This window comes from Desulfovibrio desulfuricans, assembly GCF_004801255.1.
Classification (GTDB): Bacteria; Desulfobacterota; Desulfovibrionia; order Desulfovibrionales; family Desulfovibrionaceae; genus Desulfovibrio; species Desulfovibrio desulfuricans_C.
On the sequence record NZ_CP036295.1, the window covers coordinates 2,751,114 to 2,768,858 of the forward strand.

Genomic DNA, 17,745 nt, shown 5'->3' on the forward strand with positions numbered 1-17,745 from the left:
GAGAAAAAAACTTTAGACTCGGGGCGCGCCGCATTTTATACCTCAGCAGCCCGCAGCAGGGCACGGCCTTTGTTCAACGACGGTTGCGGGCAAGGGCGCAGCCCACGGCCAACAGATTGAGCAGACCAAAAATTATCAGGTCAATGCGCATGGCGCCCATAAACGCATCAATATTGTGTGTTCCCGCTGGCTCACTGCCAAGAAAAAACCCCAGAGTCAGCGTTATCACAGCCATGTTGCACAGCTGGCCGCCCGTGCGCACCGCGCCGGTAAGCCCGGCGGCCTGACCCACGCGGTCGCGCCCGGCGCTTTCAAGGATGATGGTTGTATTGGGCAGGGCAAACAGGCTTATGCCCATGCCAAGCAGGCACTGGGCCGAGACCAGCACGTACATGGGCGAGTCGACACGCAGCAGCCCGCAAACCACAAGGCCCAACCCGCAAAGTGCTATGCCCACGGCGCTGACCTTGCCCGGCGCAAATCTGCCGCACAGCCGGGCCGCCACAGGGGTTGTCATGACCTGCACTATGGACTGCAAGGCCAAAAAAAGCCCGGCCTGCTGCACGGTCATGCCGCGCCCAAACTGCAGATACAGGCTGAAAAAAAACACCATGCCAAAAAATGAACTGTAATTGATAAAGGCCGCCAGCGACGACAGGGCAAAAACCCTGTTGCGCGCAAGCAGGCGCAGGTCAAGCAGCGGGTAGGCGCTTTTGAGTTCCTTGACGCAAAAAACCGCCATAAGCGCGGCAAAAATCGCCAGCAGCCCTCCAGCCATGGCCGGAGCCGAGGAGAGTTCCGAAGATCCGAAAGTCAGGGCCGTCATGGCTGCCGCGTAAACAAGGCAGCCTGTCCAGTCAAAGGGCTTGCCCTTGGCCATGCGCCACTCGAGTTTGACGCGGTACTTCATCAGCAGCAGCACTGCCACCGAGGCCATGGCGCTGCCCCAAAACAGCCAGCGCCAGCCAAAGCACCCGGCCACAAAGCCCGCCACTGGCGGCCCGCACGCAATACCCGCGTAAACCGATGACCCGCTGTAGCCAAGGTACGAGGCGCGGCGGCCCTCCGGCGCGGCAGAGGCCAGCAGGGCAAGGCCGCAGGCGTTGAACATGGCCCCGCCCACGCCCTGTACAAAGCGCAGCAGCAAAAAAAGCGGTACGGAATTGACAAAACCCAGCAGGGCTCCGGCCACGGCAAACAGGGCAATGCCCCACAAAAAAATGCGCCGATAGCCCCAGATGTCACCCATGCTGCCGCTGGCCAGCTGAAACACCGCCAGCCCCATGGAGTAAAAAGCCCCCATAAGGCCCAGCTCGCGCGCGCTGGCGTTGAGGCTTTGCCCCAGCGGCGGCAGCACGGCGTTTACTCCGGCCATCATGAACGGCATAAAAAATAGGGAGGTGCATACGGCCACCAGCAGCCAGCCGTGACCTTTTTCGATGGATGAACTCATGGGCCCAGAGTAGCGCCGGGGGCGCGGGACGGTCAATATGCCCCGCACCCCTAGGATTGCGGGATCAAAGCTTGCCCACGGCCTCGGCCAGGCGCAGGCACATGTCGGCCTTGTTGAGCGTATACAGATGGATGCCCGGCGCGCCCGCGTCGAGCAGGCGGCGTATCTGACGCACGGCATAGTCAAGCCCCACCTGCCGCACGGCTTCCGCGCCGCCGTCGTTGTGGGCTTTTTCAAGAGCCAGATACAGCTTGCCCGGGATATTGGCCCCGCACAACGAGAGTACCCGCCGCAGCGAACCAAAGCCCTGGATGGGCAAAATACCGGGGATCACGGGCGTGGTTATGCCCTGTCCGCGCAAGTTGGCGACAAGATCCTCATACTCGCGGGCGTCAAAAAACAGCTGCGTCAGGGCAAAATCAGCCCCGGTGCGCAGCTTGTCGGCCGTATGCCGCCGATCGTCGGCAAAAGTCGGCGATTCGGGATGCGGAGCGGGATAAGCCGCCACGCCGATGCCCATGCCCGGCTGCTGCTGCCTGGCAAACGCCACAAGGTCTGAGGCATGATGAAAATGCGCGCTGTCCCAGCTCCAGGGCCTGTCGGCAGGCGGATCGCCGCGCAGGGCCAGCACGTTGTTGACCCCGGCGGCCCGCAGTTCGCCCAAAAATACAGAGATGGACTGCGGATCCGCCCCCACGCAGGTCAGATGCGCCATGGCGGTTATGCCCCTGCGGGCCAGCTCAGCCGTTACCGCAAGCGTGTTTTGCTGCCGCGTGCCGCCCGCACCGTAGGTGACGGAGGCAAACAGCGGATCAAGCGCACGCAGGCGGTCAACTGTGGCATAAAAATCAGGCAGCTGGGCCGTGTCTGAAGGAGGAAAAAATTCCAGCGAATAAAAAGGGGCCGAAAGTTTCCGGATCATTTGACCGATATGCATGGAAAGACTCCTTGGCGCGTAATGCCCGCAGCTGCGTATTGCTGCGATCTGATAGTTTATGTTTATATCAAGATAAATTGATACGTCAATAAAAATGTGGCATCACACCTTGCCAAATGGCAAAAGCGGTCGTAATGCAGGTTACGGACATTAAAAATAGACGGCAAGACATGAATATCCGGCAGACTCTCTCCATAGCAGCGGACTTGGTCCGGCCCCTGCGGCGGGCAAACCGCATCCTGCCGAAAACATGGATGGCGCTGGTTTTCGCCTCTTGCCTTGCGGTGCCGAGTCTGCCCGCGTTTGCCGCGCAAGAGCAGCAGCCCGCACAGGTTCGGCCTGATTCACCGCTGGCGGCCCAATTTCAGGCACTTCCCCCGTCAGCAATCCTGACGCCAGGCATTCTGGCGCTCAACACTCTGCCGTCAGACGGACAGCAGCAATCCCGCAAAACCGATCCAGTGCAAGGGCAACAGCCCGTCCAGGCGGAGGAGGCCCCAGCCAGAAACGGTCTGGACGATCAGGGCAGAGCCGCCTGGCGCGAGCTTGAAAAAGGCCTGTGGTTTGGCGAATTTCAGCTCAACGACGGCTACGCCCGCCTTACCGTCGTGCGCATTGATCCTGCCTTTTTTGATTTTACGCTGTGCGCCCGCTCGCAAGACAACGGCCCCTCGCGCCCCCTGAACCAGTGGGGAGAACAGTACAACCTCTCCGCCGCCATCAACGCCAGCATGTATCTGCCTGACGGGTCCACCAGCACGGGCTACATGCGGCAGGGCGAGCACACCAACAATGGCCGCATCGTGCAGCGGTTTGGCGCTTTTTTTGTGGCTGGCCCGGACGAACCCGGCCTGCCCCTGGCCGCCATCATCGACCGCGACAACCCGGTGTGGCGGCAGCAACTGGACCGCTACTCGCTGGTTATCCAGAACTACCGTATGATCAACGCCGACCGGCGCATCCTGTGGGCGCCCGGCGGCCCGCACTATTCCATCTCCGCAGTGGCCCAGGACGGCGAGGGCCAGATACTTTTCATGCACTGCCGCCAGCCGGTGGAGGCATACTCCTTTGCCCAGCAGGTATTGCACCTGCCGCTGAACGTACGCACCGTCATGTATGTCGAGGGCGGCGGTCAGGCGGGCCTGCTGGTGCGCTCCGCAGCCTTGACGCGGGAGCTGGTGGGCCTGAGCCCCACCGGGCTGCTGGTAACGGGCGACCTGCGGGCCGTGCTGCCCAATGTGCTTGGAGCGCGCCGCAAGGATACCCCCGCGACAGAAGCCGCAACGTCGGCCCAGCCTGATTCGGCAGCGGCCCCAGCTGCGGAATCCCCAGCTGCAGCGGCCGAGCCTCCGGCGGACGGCATTCCGGCAGACAGCATTCCGCAGGCTGCCGGCCCGCAGAATGCCGGCCCGGAAGCCCCCACCGCACAGGTGCCGCAAACGCAGCAGCCCGACGGCAAACCTGAGGGCATGCAACCTGCAACCGACGATGCGCCAACCACAACAGTACCCGACAACAGCGCCGCTCCGCAGCCCGCAGGCCCGGGCACCCCTGCCCCCCCGACCGCCGAAACAACACCCAGGTCCGCTGCCGGGCAAATCACCGAGCCGCTCACAGAGCCGGGCACGCCCCTGGCCGCGCCAGCCGCTGGTGCAGAAAAGACCGCCCCCTGAGTGGCTGCCGACTGCCTGCAAAAATTTTGTCTTCTCCCCAAATATCCGCCAGCAGCAACGGTTTTTGAGCACTTATTGCTCCTGTTTTTTAGTGATAATAATTATCAATTCTAAAAAAAGGCTTTACAACAGGGGACACTTCTTTCACAATAATTTCTGGTCAGGGGCTGAATGAGCTGTTTTCAGTTTTTCAGCAGCCTCCCCGCTAACCAGTCAAAACAAGTGAGGGAATCATGCCCACGCAACTCGAAGTTTATAAGTGCACCCACTGCGGCAATATTGTTGAAGTTCTCCATGGCGGCGGCGCCGACATCGTCTGTTGCGGCGACCCCATGAAGCTGATGGTCGAAGGCGCTACCGACGGCGCTCTCGAAAAGCACGTGCCGGTTATCGAAAAAGTTGACGGCGGCTACATGGTCAAGGTCGGCAGCGTTGCCCACCCCATGGAAGAAAAGCACTTCATCGAATGGATCGAGCTGCTGGCCGACGGCCGGAGCTACACCAAGTTCCTGAAGCCCGGCGATGCCCCCGAAGCCTTTTTTGCCATTGACGCAGCCAAAGTCACTGCGCGTGAATACTGCAATCTGCACGGCCACTGGAAGGCAGAAAACTAGTTTTTTTGCTCGCGGACCAGGGCACGCATCTGGCTGCCCGGTATAAAACCACCAATTATTTTCAGGAGACATGCCATGCAAAAGTATGTTTGCGGCGTTTGCGGCTACGAATACGACCCCGCTGAAAACGACAACGTTCCTTTTGAAGACCTGCCCGACGACTGGACCTGCCCTGTTTGCGGCGTGGGCAAAGACCAGTTTTCTCCTGCCTAATTTTTACTCTTGCCCGTTCTTTCCCCCCGCCTTGCCTTGCCCTAAGGCAGGGCGGGGCTTTTCATAAAACGGGATGCCCCAACACTGCGGAGACACAACATGCAGCCAGTAGAAATAAAAAAAGATATTTTCTGGGTCGGCTTTGTCGATTACGACCACAGGGATTTTCACGGTTATTCCCGGTCGCCTGACGGATCCACCTACAACGCCTATCTGATCAAGGACGAAAAAAACGTCCTGCTTGATACCGTTGCTTCGGGCTGCGAAGGTACGCTGCTGTGCCGCCTGGCCCAGGTCCTTGAACCGGAAAAAGTGGATTACATCATCTGCAACCACATGGAGCTGGACCACGCTGGCGCTCTTGAAGCCATCATCGAGCGCTGCAAGCCCGAAAAGATCTTTGTATCGCAGACAGGCCTCAAATCCATGGCTGGCTATTTTGACTGCAAAGACTGGCCCGTGCAGGCGGTCAAAAGCGGCGACAGCATCAACATCGGCAAGCGCACCATCGTTTTTCAGGAAACCCGCATGCTCCATTGGCCTGACAGCATGGTTTCCTATATCCCCGAAGACAAGCTGCTGGTCAGCAACGATATTTTTGGCCAGAACATTGCCAGCTCCGCGCGCTTTGTGGACGAGTTCGGCGACGACGGCGAGTATGTCCGCCGCGTCAAGGAATACTACTTCAACATCGTGCTGCCCTACTCGCCCATGGTGCTCAAGACCCTGCCCGTGGTCGAAAAGCTCGACATCGACATGATCGCCCCCGACCACGGCCTCATCCACAGGGGAGAAAAGGACGTGCGGCACATCCTTGACATGTACCGCGCCATGGCCGAGCAAAAACCCCAGCAGCGCGCGCTCATTTTTTACGACACCATGTGGCAGTCTACAGAAACCATGGCCTATGCCATCTGCAGCGGCCTGGAAGAAAACGGCGTGCCCACGCGCCTCATGAGCGTCAAGCAAAACCACCACAGCGCCGTGATGACCGAGCTGGCCGACTGCGGCGCGGTTATTGCCGGTTCACCCACGCACAACAATACCATACTGCCCCTCATGGCGGCCCAGCTTACCTACATGAAAGGCCTGCGGCCCCTCAACCGCATCGGCGGCGCTTTCGGCTCTTACGGCTGGTCGGGCGAAGGCCCCAAATACCTGCACGAGCAGTTGGCCGGCATGAACATGGAGATGCCCGCAGAGCCTGTGAAGTGCAGCTGGCGTCCCGACCACGAGGCCCTCAAGGCCTGCCACCAGATGGGCGCGACCATTGCCGAGACCCTCAAGAAAAAATGTCAGGGGTAATCTGCCCCTTGCCATAGACAAAAAAGCAGCAGCGTCCTTTGCCGGTCGCTGCTGCTTTTTTACGCTCTGCCGTCCTGCGGGAGGCAGGCTATTTTTTTCTGCTCAGTTCCGCGGCCTGACGCACGGCTTCTATAAGGCTGTCCTCGCAGGCAATGCCCTTGCCGGCGATGTCAAAGGCCGTGCCGTGATCCACCGAGGTGCGGATAACCGGCAGCCCGATGGTGATGTTTACGCCGTCGGCTATGCCCAGCACCTTGATGGGGGCGTGCCCCTGATCGTGGTACATGGCAATGACCACGTCAAAATCGCCCCGTCCGGCGCGGTAAAACAGCGTATCGGCGGGCAGGGGACCCTCCACGCGCCAACCCCTGGCCTGGGTGGCCCTGACTGCGGGGAGGATCTTTGTTTCCTCCTCGCCGTTGCCAAACAGCCCGTTTTCGCCCGCGTGGGGGTTGATGGCGCACACGCCTATGCGCGGGTTGTCGATGCCTGCGTCTACCAGGGTCGCGTGGGTACGCGCAATGGTGCGCTCCACCAGCGCCGGTTCTATCTTTTTAATGGCGTCGATCAGGCCCAGATGGGTGGTAACGTGCACCACCCGCAGAGTGGGCGTGGTCAGCATCATGGACACCTCTGGCGTGTTGGTCAGGTGGGCCAGCATTTCGGTGTGCCCGGGATACATATGCCCCGCAGCGTGCAGTGCTTCCTTGTTCAGCGGAGCGGTGCAGATGGCCTGGGCCTTGCCCGAAAGCACCAGCTCCACCGCTTTTTTGACAAACAAAAAAGCCCCGTCGCCCGAAATGGGCGAAACCACGCCAAAGGGATGCCCAGCAGGAATGACCGGCACATCAAGGCAGTTGACGCGGCCGGGGACATAGCGGGCATCGTCCGGGTCGGCTATGGACTCGACCTGCACGGCAACGCCGGTTATTTTGGCTGCCTCGCGCAAACGCCCGGCATCGCCCACAACCAGGGCATTGGCCCACGAGCCGATTTCCGGACGGGCCAGGGCCTTGACGATTATTTCGGGGCCGATGCCGGAGGCGTCGCCCATGGTAATGGCCACCACAGGTAGGTGATTCAAGCCAGTTCTCCTTTGTTGATTGCGGCCTTAAGAAAATCAAGGCTGCTGGCCAATGTGCGCTCTGTGCCAAAGGACCCCGCCTTGGTCACTATGGGCAGCGAAAATCTGCCCAGGGTCATGCCCGCCGGTACGCCGCTTTCCACCTCGGCCACAAGGCGGATACCGTGAATACCCACCTCGGCCATGAGATTGGCTGCGGTTTCGCCGCCAGTCACAACCAGCCCGGCGGCCGATTCCAGCGCCTTGTGCAGCACCCTGGCCAGGCTTGCTGCCAGTGCGCCGCCCAGCGTCATATCCGGGTGTTCGACCTCGGCAATCTCTACCGCCACATCGCGACCGGCGGCCAGGGCCTGCGCAACGGCAAGTCCCCGGGCCTCCAGCTCCGGGCCAGCGCCGTCAAGCAGCTGCCCGGCAGTAAATGCGTGGTGCTCTATACGTCGCGTGGTCAACACATGCCGCAAGGCCTCACGCGAGACCTTAACAACACTGCCCACAACAAGCAGCAGACCATGGCCGCTCTGCGGCAGACGCACCGCGCACGCGCCCTGTTCCGGGCGCGACATACGCGCCAGCGGCACGGCCAGACCGCCAGTGCCCACCCAAAACAGCCTGTCGGCCATGGCATGGGTCGCCTCGGCGATGCTGGCAAGGTCCTCCGGCGTTTCAGCATCACACACCACGCCGTCCAGGCCTTCCGCCATGGCCGCCGCAACCATGGCCGCAATGGTTTTCGCGCCCTTGCGCACATCCGCAAGCAAAACAGCGCGCACCTTCAGGCCTTCGGGCTTCAGCGCCGCAGCCAGATCTCCGCTGGCATAGCTGTGGTCCCTGGCCCAGACCTCGGTGTTTTCAAGCGGCACACCGTTGACCAGCACGCAGCCGTTGACCGTTGTCCTGCCCGTGGCGGGAAATGCCGGGGCCAGCAGCGCAAAGGCCGGGCCGCCAAGCCTGCGCAACGTGCGGATGGCCGCTGCGGTCTCCGCCGCAGGCTGACCGCGCAGCAGGGAATCGAGTTTTTTGTAAAGGCGCATGCCCTTGCGGTAATGCCGCTCAAGCAGGGCCGCGTGCTTTTGCGCCGCAGCCGTCGCCGTCAGCGGGCGGCTGGCCGCGTCTACGGCCAGCACCGGGGCATCGGTGACCGCCGCCGTATCACTTTCAAACAGCACGTCCGAAACCATGCCGTTTTTGGCAAAACCTATGGCGCAGTCTGCCGCGCCGGTAAGGTCGTCTGCCAGAACAAACCATGACTGCTTCATACTATCCTCCGGATCTGCCGTGGCAAAATGCGAGCCCGCGCCAGCGGCTACCGGCTACTCCTCGCCAGCGGCTGCGGGCGCATCCTTGGGAGCGCCAAAGGTCTTGGCGCCCCAGGCTGTCACAAACGGCGTAAGGATGGCCGTAACCACAACGCAGGCCGCAACCAGAATGGTGGCGTGCTGGGCAGCATCGGCATACACGGGGTTGGCCTGGGCAATGATCATGGGCACGGCCGCGGCGTTGCCTGCTGTGGACGAGGCCGCCAGACCGGCCACGCCGGTGCCGCCGGTCAGCCTGTCGCCGATAAAGAGCACCGTGCCGGTGAGCAGCACGACAAACACGCCAAGGGCCACGCCGAGCAGACCAGCGCTCCAGACCTTAGAAAGATCAAGCCCCGCGCCCAGGGCAAAGGCAAAAAAGGGAATAAGCACCGCAGGGGCCGCCTTGAGAAATTCACGCATGTCCTTGTCGAGGTTGCCCAGTATCATGCCCAGCACCAGGGGAAATATGGCGCCCACCATCATCTGCCACGGAAACGCCGAAAGCCCGGCCACGCCGAGGGTTACCATGGTCAAAAAAGGCCCGGATTCCAGGCACATGATGGAATAGGCGGCCACATCGCGCGGCTTGCCGTACTGGCCCATCAAGGCCATATACAGCCCGCCGTTGGTATCGTTGAGCGCGGCCACGATGGCCAGCGTGGAAAACCCGGCAAAAAAGCCTTCGCTAACCGGGGCTTCACCCAAAAACTGCCCGACGGTAATGCCGATGATGGCGGCTATGCCTACCTTGGTGGCAAACAGGATGCCGCCCTTTTTAAGAATATAGGGAGTGGTCTTAAAGCTGATGGTTGCGCCCATGCAGACATAATACACAGCCAGGATGCTGGTTGCCCCGGTAAACAGCCCCCCGGTGAACGAACCAAAAATTTTGGGAGTATTGGGAAAAAAGGTGTTGCACAGCGCGCCGAGCAACAGGGGAACAACCATGAGCCCACCGGGAATCCGTTCCATAGACCGCTTGATCTGCATGACCCAACCCTCCACTGCGCAGGCGATATGCCGTCTGCAACAAGAGCATTAAAGTGACTGATGCACGCAAAAAATATTGCCCATATCCATCCGCCAGAATACGGCGTGTCGCCCCGATCACAGAGGCGTAGCCGGATTGCGTCAGGCTAACAGATTGATTGAAATGAGCAACAAATTTTATTTTTTTTGCATAAACATGACACAAACATGCTATATTTGCGCATTTTGCGCAAAATATCCCGGTCAAACGTCTTCCTATCCGCCCGGTTTGCCTATAGTCTGACGCAGCAACCCGGCAACACAGGCGGAATATATGCGAAAGGGCATGGAACGGCGCGACGCTATGCTTGAAGCCATAGCAGCGGGCGACAAGGACATACGGCAGCTGGCCGAACTGTTTGGCGTGTCTTTTTCTACCGTGCGGCGGGACCTGCAGCGCCTCTCGCGCGAAAAGGCCGTGGCCCGCACCTACGGCGGGGCCATGCTCACCCGCGCCCTGCAGGAGGACGACTACCCCGTGCGCGAGGGGCAACACCGCGCGGCAAAACAGGCCATTGCCAAGGTTGCCGCCGAGCAGGTACGCGACGGCGAAACCGTAATTCTTGACGGCGGCTCTACCGTTACCTTTATGGCGCGCTTTCTGTACGAAAAAAAAATTACGGTCATTACCAACAATCTCAAGCTCACGGCCATCCTGGCAGATGCGCCGCGCATAGATCTGATACTGCTGGGCGGCTCCATTCGCCCCATCAGCATGAGCGCCTACGGCCACTTTGCCGAAGAATCGCTGCGCTGCCTCACCGCCGACAAGGTGTTCACCAGCGCCAACGGCGTTGTCGCCAGCCAGGGCCTGTGCGAGGCGAGCCTTGAGCAGATTTCTGTCAAACGCCTCATGATGCGCCAGTCACGCGAGGTTTTTGTGCTGGCCGACGCCTCCAAGCTGGGTTGCGCCTCGCAACCAGCCTGGGCCCCCCTGCCTGCCACCTGGACGCTGGTAACCGACGGCGACGAGCAGCTATGCGCACCGTTCAGGACGTGCGGCGCAACAATTCTGTCCGCCTGAATTTCCTCCAAAAGCTCGTCCTGGCCGCAACGCGCAACGCGGGCCCGGCACGGCGCAACCCCCTGCCAGACCCGCGCATGCCGGATGCAGACAACATCCGGCAAACACCATGAACAGTCTGCGGCGGGCTATTTCACCAGCCCCGCCTTTACGGCAAAGGGATCCCAGGAGGGATCGCGGTGGGGTTCGTATTCCGTTATCTGCGCCACCCAGTCGCTCAGGGCTTGCCCGTACAAACGGGCAATAACCGCCACTGTCATGTCCATGCCGGCAGAGACGCCAGACGAGGTCGCCACATTGCCGCTGTCAACCCAGCGGGCGCTGGCTACCCAGCGCACCTTGGGGCCAGGGGCAATGGAAGACTTGAAGGCCATCTTGTTGGTAGTGGCGGCCTTGCCGTCCAAAATCCCGGCCGCTGCCAGCAGAGATGCGCCGTTGCAAACCGACATGACAAGCGAAGTGTTTTTTGCCTGCGTCCGCAGCCAGGCAAGGGTTGCCTGGTCTTTAACCAGCGGGACCGCGCCAATGCCGCCCGGCACAAGCAAATAGTCCAGCGCGGGCGCATCGGTGTAGTCAAAATCCGCCACTGTTCTGGGCCCCTGATTGGAGGGCACGGCCCCCTTGGTGGCGGCAACCGTCACCAGGCGGATGTCCACCCGGTCAGATTTTTCCCCCCAAAAACGCGCCGGCGCATGCTTGAGGCTGCCCCACATTTCCATGGGGCCGTAAGCATCCAGCATTTCAAAGCCGGGAAACAGCAGTACGCCCAGCGTTATCTGGCGAGCCGCTGGCGGGGGAACCGGCTCGTACATTCTGTCTGTCTGCGCCTGACCTGCCCGCGTCTGCGCGCTGCAAGGCAGGGCCGCAGCAAGCAGGGTCAGTAAAAAAGCCAGAGGCCGCAGCCTGTTTTTAAGGATATGGTGCATGTCGTCTCCTTGTTTGCGGGCGAGAGAGGACGCCCGGCATGATGTTGGAGCACCAACCCTAGGGCATGACGATGCGCTGCAACAATGACAATAACTGTGGCCTTTCTGCCATGTGCCCCGCGCCCGGCGGCGGAGCGGGAGAACATGCGCCCGCGTCGCTGCGGCGGCAGGCAAGACCAGCCGCGCAACAGCGCAGACCGGGCAACGACGGCGCACAAAAAAGCCCTCCGGCAACGGAAGGCTTTGATTGTTGTTTCGGCGGCAGCGTGTGGAAACAGCTGCCGTATGTCAGCAAGGGATGATTACAGCGCTAGTTGCGCACGTCGTCATCGTTGTCGGCGGGGCGCTGTCCGCCCTGGGGCGAGCGCTGCTGGGCGTCTCGCGAGGGACGGCGGTCCTGGTTCATCTGGCCGTCGCGCGAGGGGCGGCGATCCTGGTTCATCTGGCCGTCGCGCGAGGGACGGCGGTCATCGCGGGAGCGGCCCATCTCGTCGCCGCGAGGGCTGGGGCGGTCGCCCCTGTCCTTGTCGTACTGGGGCTTGCCCATGCGTTCGCCTTGTTCGCTGCGGTTGTCATGCCCACGGTCCATACGATCATGGCGGCCATCCTGGCGGTCGTTGTGGCGATCACTGTCGTGGTACTGGCCGTTCTTGCGGTCATTGCGGGAGCCGCTGCGGTCGTCGGCATGCCTTGCGTCGCGGTCGCCGCGCTGCTTGTAGCCCTGCGGGGAGTCCCCGTTCTGGGCAGCCTGCACCGCAGGCGTTCCCACAAGCAGCAGACCAACGGCCAGGGCGCTCAGCGCCAAAGGTTTTAACACATATTGCATACGCATAAAATTCCTCCTTGGGGTGGGCATTACGCCCTTTGCCTCCTTACGCCAGCGTGCGGCAGGATGCAAGATGGCAGCAAGACTAAAGGCCCCGCCGTCAAAAAAGCGTTAACCCGCCATACGCGAGGCTCTGCCCGCAGGCGAGGCAAGCCGTCAGCTTTTGCGCCGCATATTGCGCAAGGCAGGCACGCCAAGCCCACGCTGCCGGGCCAGATTTTGCAGTGCATCCGCCTCGGGGCGTACATAGGTTTGCCCTTCAATCACATATTCCTTGGCGGGAAGCTGCTGGCCTGCAACCTCCACGGCGGCGGCATGGCGCGGGGCGACAACACGCTCAAGCATCTGCACGCGCAGGCCCAGCGTATGCGTGTGCCGCAGCACGGCGTTGACCACGCAATGCTGCTGGCTGGGCAGGCACAGTACGCGCATGAGACCAGCCGGGCGGTTTTTTTTGCCCACGCCCGGCAGCCAGAGCACGTCAAGCACCTCTGGCAGGGCGCAAAGGGCCGTCAGGGCCATGCCCAGGTCTTCTCCACTGAGATGGTCAATGTGGCTCTCGAGCTGGATTACGGCTTCGTGCCCGCCCAGAGTATGGTCCGCCCCGCTGCTCGTATGCTCCACGAGCCACGCCCGCAGGCCAGCGCCTTGGGGGCGGGAGCCGTAGCCCGTGCCGCAGGCCGTCACCACTCCATCCGGCCCGGCAACAAACTGGTCTGCCAGCGCATGCACAAGAGCCGCCCCGACAGGGGTTATCAGTTCATCGCGCGCCTCGGTGGCAAAAACAGGTTTGCCCCGCAGCAAAAAGGCCACAGCGGGCGCGGGCAGGGGCACTGGCCCCAAGGGGCTTTGCACCTGGCCCGAAAACCACGGCAGCGCCGAAGCCGTAACCCGCTCCACGCCCAGCACCTCCAGCCCGTACGCAACGCCCAGAGCGTCCATCAGCACTTGCGGCGCGGCGGCGGCAAAAAATTGCACTTCGCCCGCAGGTATCTGCTGCGCATAGGCGTACCCACCGGCCAGAGCCGTCAGCACGGCATGGGCGCGTTGGCGCATGCGTGACGGCATGTCAATTTTTTCAAAAATACCTGCAAAATCAGATAGATGATAAATATTTTGCCCCCCGGCGCTGCAAACGGCGGCGACTGTGCAGCCTGGCCCCGACGGCCGCGTCTGGCCTGACACGTCAATGCGGCAGGCCAGCCCGGCAGCCGCCAGCAAATCCGCCAGCGGAGCAAAATCCACCCCAAGATGGGCAAGCGCCGCAAGGGCCATCTGGCCGTCGACGCCAGCCCGGCAATCAAGATGTAAAAGCATATCGGCCCCTTCAGTATCCGGCTGAGTGCGCAACTAATAGTTACACACTTGTGCAGCCTCGGCACATTGGTGTATAGAAAAATCATGCGTGGCAGTTGCGGCCGCGCCGTCATAACCTGAAACATATTCCCCCGGAGGGAAAGCATGCCTGTACAGAATTGGATGACCACCGATGTTGTCAGCGTGGGCCCCGAGACATCGCTGCTCAAAGTGGGCAAGCTCATGAAGGATCACCACATCCGCCGCATTCCGGTTGTGGACGAGCAGGGACAGGTCGTTGGCATTATCTCTGACCGCGACGTGCGCGACGCCTCTCCCTCCAAGGCCACCACGCTCGACATGTACGAAATGCACTATCTGCTGGCCGAGCTGAAAGCCAAAAACATTATGACGGCCAAGCCCATCACCGTCAAACCGTCCGACACGGTCGAGCAGGCCGCCCTGATGATGCTGGACAACAAGGTTGGCGGGCTGCCCGTTGTGGATGCCGCGGGCAAGCTTGTGGGCATTATCTCCGACCACGACGTGTTCAAGGCTCTGGTGGACATCACCGGCGCACGCAGGGGCGGGCTGCAGTTTGCGGTTGAGCTGCCCGACCAGCCCGGCACGGCGCGCCCCCTGTTTGACCTGCTGCGCGCGCACAATGCGCGCATTCTCTCGGTGCTTACCGTCTCCAACCCCGACGGCAACCGCCACCTGTTTGTGCGCGTGCGCGAGCTTGAAAATACGCAGGCCGAGCAAGACCTTATTGCCGGGGTAAACAAGATAGGCAAAGTGCTCTATTGTCAGCACTAAATCCCTACAATTAAATCATATTTAAGGTATGGCCTCTGAATCACTGTATAAACGCCTTGTCCAAAAATGCACGGCAAGAGCGAAAAATATCAACAGGGCTTGCCATCAAAAATTATTTGTGTCATAAGGACTCTCGTTGTGATTGCGGTATGCTTTCGCGCCCAACGGAGGAATTCGGCCGGAAATATCCGGTTGTGTAGCGCCAGGGCGATTCGCCCGGGCGAGGTTGAGCAATAGCTGTCCAAGGAGGACACACGCATGGCTGAGATCACCTATAAAGGTAAAAGCTTTGAAGTTGACGAAGACGGTTTCCTTCTGCGTTTTGACGACTGGTGCCCCGAATGGATGGAATATGTGAAGGAATCCGAAGGCATCTCTGAGATCAACGCCGATCACCAGAAGATCCTCGACTTCCTGCAGGACTACTACAAGAAGAACGGCATCGCTCCCATGGTCCGTATTCTTTCCAAGAACACCGGCTACAAGCTGAAGGAAGTATACGAACTCTTCCCCTCCGGCCCCGGCAAGGGCGCCTGCAAAATGGCCGGCCTGCCCAAGCCCACTGGCTGCGTGTAGTCCAGCCGCAACATTTTGGAAAAAAGCGGAAGGGTAACCTTCCGCTTTTTTTTGACCATGCCGTCCCTGCGGCTGCCGCGCCGCCCGTGCCGTGCCGCGCTCCCCGCAGGGGCTTGCCTTTACGGCAATACTTCGTATTTTCTCAAAAGCCCGGTCAATGCTGTCCTCCCTTTACGCCGGGCCAAAAAAACGGTATCGCCCTGCCATGAAAATTCGTCTGTCCCTGAAAAAATGCGCCCTCTGGTTCATGGGCATCATTATAGTCTGCGGCCTTTTGGGCAGCGGCGCGGTGGTCATGCTTTTTTACTGGGCCTCGCGCGACCTGCCAGACCTCAACCGCATCGCCGAATACAAGCAACCCCAGGCTACTGTGGTTCTGGCCCGCGACGGTTCAACGCTCGGCACGCTGTACCACGAAAAGCGCTTTGTCATCGGCCTCAAGGACATGTCGCGCTACCTGCCCATGTCCTTTCTGGCTGCTGAAGACGACGCCTTTTACCGCCACATGGGCATAGACCCAGTAGCCATCATGCGCGCTGCCATCAACAACTTCCGCAAGGGACGGCAGGGCGAGGGCGGCAGCACCATTACCCAGCAGCTCATCAAGCAGCTGCTGCTCACCTCCGAGCGCAGCTACGCCCGCAAGATGAAGGAAGCCATTCTGGCCTACCAGCTGGAAAAAAACTTCACCAAGGATCAGATCCTTACCATCTATCTTAACCAGATTTATCTGGGCGAGCACGCTTTTGGCGTGGAGTCGGCGGCCCGAACCTATTTTGGCAAGCACGCTTCCGACATCACCCTGGCCGAAAGCGCCGTCATTGCCGGTCTGCCCAAGGCCCCCAGCTCGTACAATCCCTTCCGCAGGCCCGAAGAAGCAAAAAACCGCCAGATGTACGTTCTTGGCCGCCTGCGCGACCTCAAGTGGATCACCCAGGCGGAATATGATCAGGCCGCAGCCGAGCCGCTGGTCTACTGGAGCATGCCTGAAGGCATGGGCGGCGCGGCCCAGTGGTATCTGGAAGAAGCCCGCCGCCTGCTGGTGGAATTTTTTACGGAGTCGAACCTCCGCGCGCTTGGGGTAGACACCACCAAGTCGGGCGCGGACTACGTGTATGAGGCGGGCCTTACGGTGCGCACGGCCATGGACCCCGCGCACCAAAACGCCGCAGGCGCAGCCCTGCGGCGCGGTCTCGAAGAGCTGGACAAACGTCAGGGCTGGCGCGGCCCCGTCGAGCAGCTTGACCCCGCAAGGCAGAAGGAATTTATCGCCAAAAACGCCTTTTCGCCCCTGGACCTTGCGGGCGGCGACTGGGTCAAGGGCCTCGTGACCGCTGTGGACGGCAAGGACGTCAGGGTGGCTCTGGGCCAGGGTTATACGGGCATTATCCCGGTTTCGGCCATGTCCTGGGCCCGCAAGCCCAACCCCAAGGTGGCTGCGGCCAACGCGCCCGCCATCAAGGACTCCCGTCAGGTGGCCGTCCCCGGCGACGTCATCTGGGTTTCTGCGGAAGAAACGACCATTACCGAAACCACCGCCAAGGGGCGCAAAGAGCAAAAAACCGTGCCCTTTGACCCCGCGACGGTCAAAAAGAATACCCCCATTACCCTGCGTCTGCAGCAGGAACCGCTGGTGCAGGGGGCCATTGCCTCGGTGGAACCGCAGAGCGGCGACGTTGTCGCCCTGATCGGCGGCTACCAGTTTGGCGACAGCCATTTTAACCGCGCAACGCAGGCGCGCCGCCAGCCGGGCTCAAGCTTTAAACCCGTGGTCTATTCCACAGCCATGGACTTTGGCTTTACGCCCGCATCCACAGTGCTGGACGCGCCCTTTGTGTATGTAAACCCCTACACCAACGAGGTGTGGCGGCCCTCCAACTACGAGCACAACTACAAGGGCGAGCTGCCCCTGCATACGGCACTGGCGCTTTCGCGCAATACCTGCACCGTGCGCGTTGCCCAGCAGGTGGGCGTTGCCAATATCGTGCAACGGGCCAAGGCGCTGGGGCTTGAACCGCACTTTCCGCAAGAGCTGGCCATCAGCCTCGGCGCTGTGGCAGTGTCGCCCCTCAACCTCACCCAGGCCTATGCCGCCTTTGCCAACCAGGGTCTGGGCGTGAGGCCGCGCATCATTACTTCCATCAACGACCCGCAGGGCCGCGTGCTCTACAAGCAGGAAGTGGAGCACTGGCAGGCAGTCAGCCCGCAAAACGCCTACATTATGGACACGCTGCTCAAGGAAGTGGTCAATGCGGGCACAGGCGGGCGGGCCAAGATTGAGGGCCGCATCATTGCGGGCAAAACCGGCACCACCAACGACGAGCACGATGCCTGGTTTATGGGATTTTCGCCCTACCTCGTCACCGGCGTCTACGTGGGTTACGATCAGGTGCAGAGCCTGGGCCGCCTGGAACAGGGCGGGCGCACCGCCGCCCCCATATTCCGCTACTACCGCAGTGAAGTGGAAGACCGCTATCCCAAGGACGATTTTGTCATGCCCGAGGGCATCGTGATGTCCGACGGTCTGGCCTTCAAAGCGGATCAGCCCATTCAGGGAGCCTCCGCCACTGCCGCCACTACGCCCGAGGGCGCGCCTGTGGATACATCCGAAGGCGGCGAAGACCTCATGCGGCAGATGTTTTAGCGTATGTTTTTCTGTGCCCGGCAACCCGCCG

The 17,745-nt window shown here is 61.0% G+C and carries 16 protein-coding genes; 8 read left to right on the plus strand and 8 right to left on the minus strand.

The genetic code is table 11. From position 1 onward, the window contains the following. Positions 1 to 73 precede the first annotated feature (73 nt). Both DDIC_RS11545 and DDIC_RS11550 read right to left on the minus strand, forming a co-directional pair. Positions 74 to 1,453: an MFS transporter gene (locus tag DDIC_RS11545; RefSeq protein ID WP_136400576.1), complete on the minus strand. Its 1,380-nt coding sequence runs from the start codon at positions 1,451 to 1,453 to the stop codon at positions 74 to 76. A gap of 64 nt (positions 1,454 to 1,517) precedes the next feature. Further along, positions 1,518 to 2,390 (minus strand): methylenetetrahydrofolate reductase, encoded by an 873-nt coding sequence (locus DDIC_RS11550; protein ID WP_136400577.1) that lies wholly within the window; start codon positions 2,388 to 2,390, stop codon positions 1,518 to 1,520. 254 nt (positions 2,391 to 2,644) lie between these two features. Between DDIC_RS11550 and DDIC_RS11555 the strand changes: the two genes are divergently transcribed. The 4 genes from DDIC_RS11555 (at position 2,645) to DDIC_RS11570 (ending at position 6,195) form a co-directional block, all read left to right on the plus strand. After that, on the plus strand, positions 2,645 to 4,063 hold the full coding sequence (locus DDIC_RS11555; RefSeq protein WP_136400578.1) for a phosphodiester glycosidase family protein: 1,419 nt from the start codon (positions 2,645 to 2,647) through the stop codon (positions 4,061 to 4,063). Between the two features lie 233 nt (positions 4,064 to 4,296). Further along, positions 4,297 to 4,677, plus strand: coding sequence for a desulfoferrodoxin (locus DDIC_RS11560; protein ID WP_136400579.1), 381 nt, complete (start codon positions 4,297 to 4,299; stop codon positions 4,675 to 4,677). Between the two features lie 75 nt (positions 4,678 to 4,752). Then, positions 4,753 to 4,890 carry a rubredoxin gene (locus tag DDIC_RS11565; RefSeq protein WP_136400580.1) on the plus strand — a complete coding sequence of 46 codons (138 nt, stop codon included), beginning with the start codon at positions 4,753 to 4,755 and terminating at the stop codon, positions 4,888 to 4,890. 99 nt (positions 4,891 to 4,989) lie between these two features. Then, positions 4,990 to 6,195, plus strand: a complete 1,206-nt coding sequence (locus DDIC_RS11570; RefSeq protein ID WP_136400581.1) for an FprA family A-type flavoprotein — start codon at positions 4,990 to 4,992, stop codon at positions 6,193 to 6,195. Positions 6,196 to 6,283: 88 nt separating this feature from the next. Here DDIC_RS11570 and pdxA read toward each other — a convergent pair whose 3' ends face one another. Genes pdxA through DDIC_RS11585 form a run of 3 tightly spaced genes read right to left on the minus strand, consistent with a single transcriptional unit; the run spans position 6,284 to position 9,567 of the window. Further along, on the minus strand, positions 6,284 to 7,279 hold the full coding sequence (pdxA, locus tag DDIC_RS11575) for a 4-hydroxythreonine-4-phosphate dehydrogenase PdxA (protein ID WP_211088877.1): 996 nt from the start codon (positions 7,277 to 7,279) through the stop codon (positions 6,284 to 6,286). Further along, positions 7,276 to 8,535: a four-carbon acid sugar kinase family protein gene (locus DDIC_RS11580; protein WP_136400582.1), complete on the minus strand. Its 1,260-nt coding sequence runs from the start codon at positions 8,533 to 8,535 to the stop codon at positions 7,276 to 7,278. The genes pdxA and DDIC_RS11580 overlap by 4 nt, the downstream gene beginning before the upstream one ends. Before the next feature lie 54 nt (positions 8,536 to 8,589). Next, positions 8,590 to 9,567 carry a 2-keto-3-deoxygluconate permease gene (locus DDIC_RS11585; RefSeq protein WP_136400583.1) on the minus strand — a complete coding sequence of 326 codons (978 nt, stop codon included), beginning with the start codon at positions 9,565 to 9,567 and terminating at the stop codon, positions 8,590 to 8,592. Positions 9,568 to 9,880: 313 nt separating this feature from the next. Between DDIC_RS11585 and DDIC_RS11590 the strand changes: the two genes are divergently transcribed. Continuing rightward, the gene (locus tag DDIC_RS11590) at positions 9,881 to 10,630 is read left to right on the plus strand and encodes a DeoR/GlpR family DNA-binding transcription regulator (protein WP_136400584.1); all 750 of its coding nucleotides are present in this window, start codon (positions 9,881 to 9,883) and stop codon (positions 10,628 to 10,630) included. Between the two features lie 128 nt (positions 10,631 to 10,758). On the opposite strand, the gene DDIC_RS11595 is transcribed toward DDIC_RS11590, so the two are convergent. From DDIC_RS11595 to DDIC_RS11605, 3 genes are all read right to left on the minus strand, one after another. Next, entirely contained in the window at positions 10,759 to 11,556 is a 798-nt protein-coding gene (locus DDIC_RS11595; protein WP_211088878.1) for a DJ-1/PfpI family protein, read from the minus strand. Positions 11,557 to 11,866: 310 nt separating this feature from the next. Further along, entirely contained in the window at positions 11,867 to 12,388 is a 522-nt protein-coding gene (locus DDIC_RS11600) for a hypothetical protein (protein ID WP_136400585.1), read from the minus strand. A gap of 150 nt (positions 12,389 to 12,538) precedes the next feature. After that, a complete protein-coding gene (locus DDIC_RS11605) occupies positions 12,539 to 13,699 on the minus strand; it encodes a LarC family nickel insertion protein (RefSeq protein ID WP_136400586.1) in 1,161 nt (386 codons plus the stop codon). Positions 13,700 to 13,843: 144 nt separating this feature from the next. Here DDIC_RS11605 and DDIC_RS11610 point away from each other — a divergent pair, with 144 nt between their 5' ends. From DDIC_RS11610 to DDIC_RS11620, 3 genes are all read left to right on the plus strand, one after another. Further along, positions 13,844 to 14,494 (plus strand): CBS and ACT domain-containing protein, encoded by a 651-nt coding sequence (locus DDIC_RS11610; protein WP_136400587.1) that lies wholly within the window; start codon positions 13,844 to 13,846, stop codon positions 14,492 to 14,494. A 258-nt stretch (positions 14,495 to 14,752) separates the two neighbouring features. Then, a complete protein-coding gene (locus DDIC_RS11615; protein WP_136400588.1) occupies positions 14,753 to 15,070 on the plus strand; it encodes a TusE/DsrC/DsvC family sulfur relay protein in 318 nt (105 codons plus the stop codon). A gap of 205 nt (positions 15,071 to 15,275) precedes the next feature. Continuing rightward, positions 15,276 to 17,714: a penicillin-binding protein 1A gene (locus DDIC_RS11620; RefSeq protein WP_136400589.1), complete on the plus strand. Its 2,439-nt coding sequence runs from the start codon at positions 15,276 to 15,278 to the stop codon at positions 17,712 to 17,714. The last annotated feature ends 31 nt before the right edge of the window (positions 17,715 to 17,745 follow it).

Bases quoted from the DNA above. Each gene is read 5' to 3' on its own strand.
- DDIC_RS11545 (WP_136400576.1), bottom strand. From the start codon at position 1,453: ATGAGTTCATCCATCGAAAAAGGTCACGGCTGGCTGCTGGTGGCCGTA.
- DDIC_RS11550 (WP_136400577.1), bottom strand. From the start codon at position 2,390: ATGCATATCGGTCAAATGATCCGGAAACTTTCGGCCCCTTTTTATTCG.
- DDIC_RS11555 (WP_136400578.1), top strand. From the start codon at position 2,645: ATGGCGCTGGTTTTCGCCTCTTGCCTTGCGGTGCCGAGTCTGCCCGCG.
- DDIC_RS11560 (WP_136400579.1), top strand. From the start codon at position 4,297: ATGCCCACGCAACTCGAAGTTTATAAGTGCACCCACTGCGGCAATATT.
- DDIC_RS11565 (WP_136400580.1), top strand. From the start codon at position 4,753: ATGCAAAAGTATGTTTGCGGCGTTTGCGGCTACGAATACGACCCCGCT.
- DDIC_RS11570 (WP_136400581.1), top strand. From the start codon at position 4,990: ATGCAGCCAGTAGAAATAAAAAAAGATATTTTCTGGGTCGGCTTTGTC.
- DDIC_RS11580 (WP_136400582.1), bottom strand. From the start codon at position 8,535: ATGAAGCAGTCATGGTTTGTTCTGGCAGACGACCTTACCGGCGCGGCA.
- DDIC_RS11585 (WP_136400583.1), bottom strand. From the start codon at position 9,567: ATGCAGATCAAGCGGTCTATGGAACGGATTCCCGGTGGGCTCATGGTT.
- DDIC_RS11590 (WP_136400584.1), top strand. From the start codon at position 9,881: ATGCGAAAGGGCATGGAACGGCGCGACGCTATGCTTGAAGCCATAGCA.
- DDIC_RS11595 (WP_211088878.1), bottom strand. From the start codon at position 11,556: ATGCACCATATCCTTAAAAACAGGCTGCGGCCTCTGGCTTTTTTACTG.
- DDIC_RS11600 (WP_136400585.1), bottom strand. From the start codon at position 12,388: ATGCGTATGCAATATGTGTTAAAACCTTTGGCGCTGAGCGCCCTGGCC.
- DDIC_RS11605 (WP_136400586.1), bottom strand. From the start codon at position 13,699: ATGCTTTTACATCTTGATTGCCGGGCTGGCGTCGACGGCCAGATGGCC.
- DDIC_RS11610 (WP_136400587.1), top strand. From the start codon at position 13,844: ATGCCTGTACAGAATTGGATGACCACCGATGTTGTCAGCGTGGGCCCC.
- DDIC_RS11615 (WP_136400588.1), top strand. From the start codon at position 14,753: ATGGCTGAGATCACCTATAAAGGTAAAAGCTTTGAAGTTGACGAAGAC.
- DDIC_RS11620 (WP_136400589.1), top strand. From the start codon at position 15,276: ATGAAAATTCGTCTGTCCCTGAAAAAATGCGCCCTCTGGTTCATGGGC.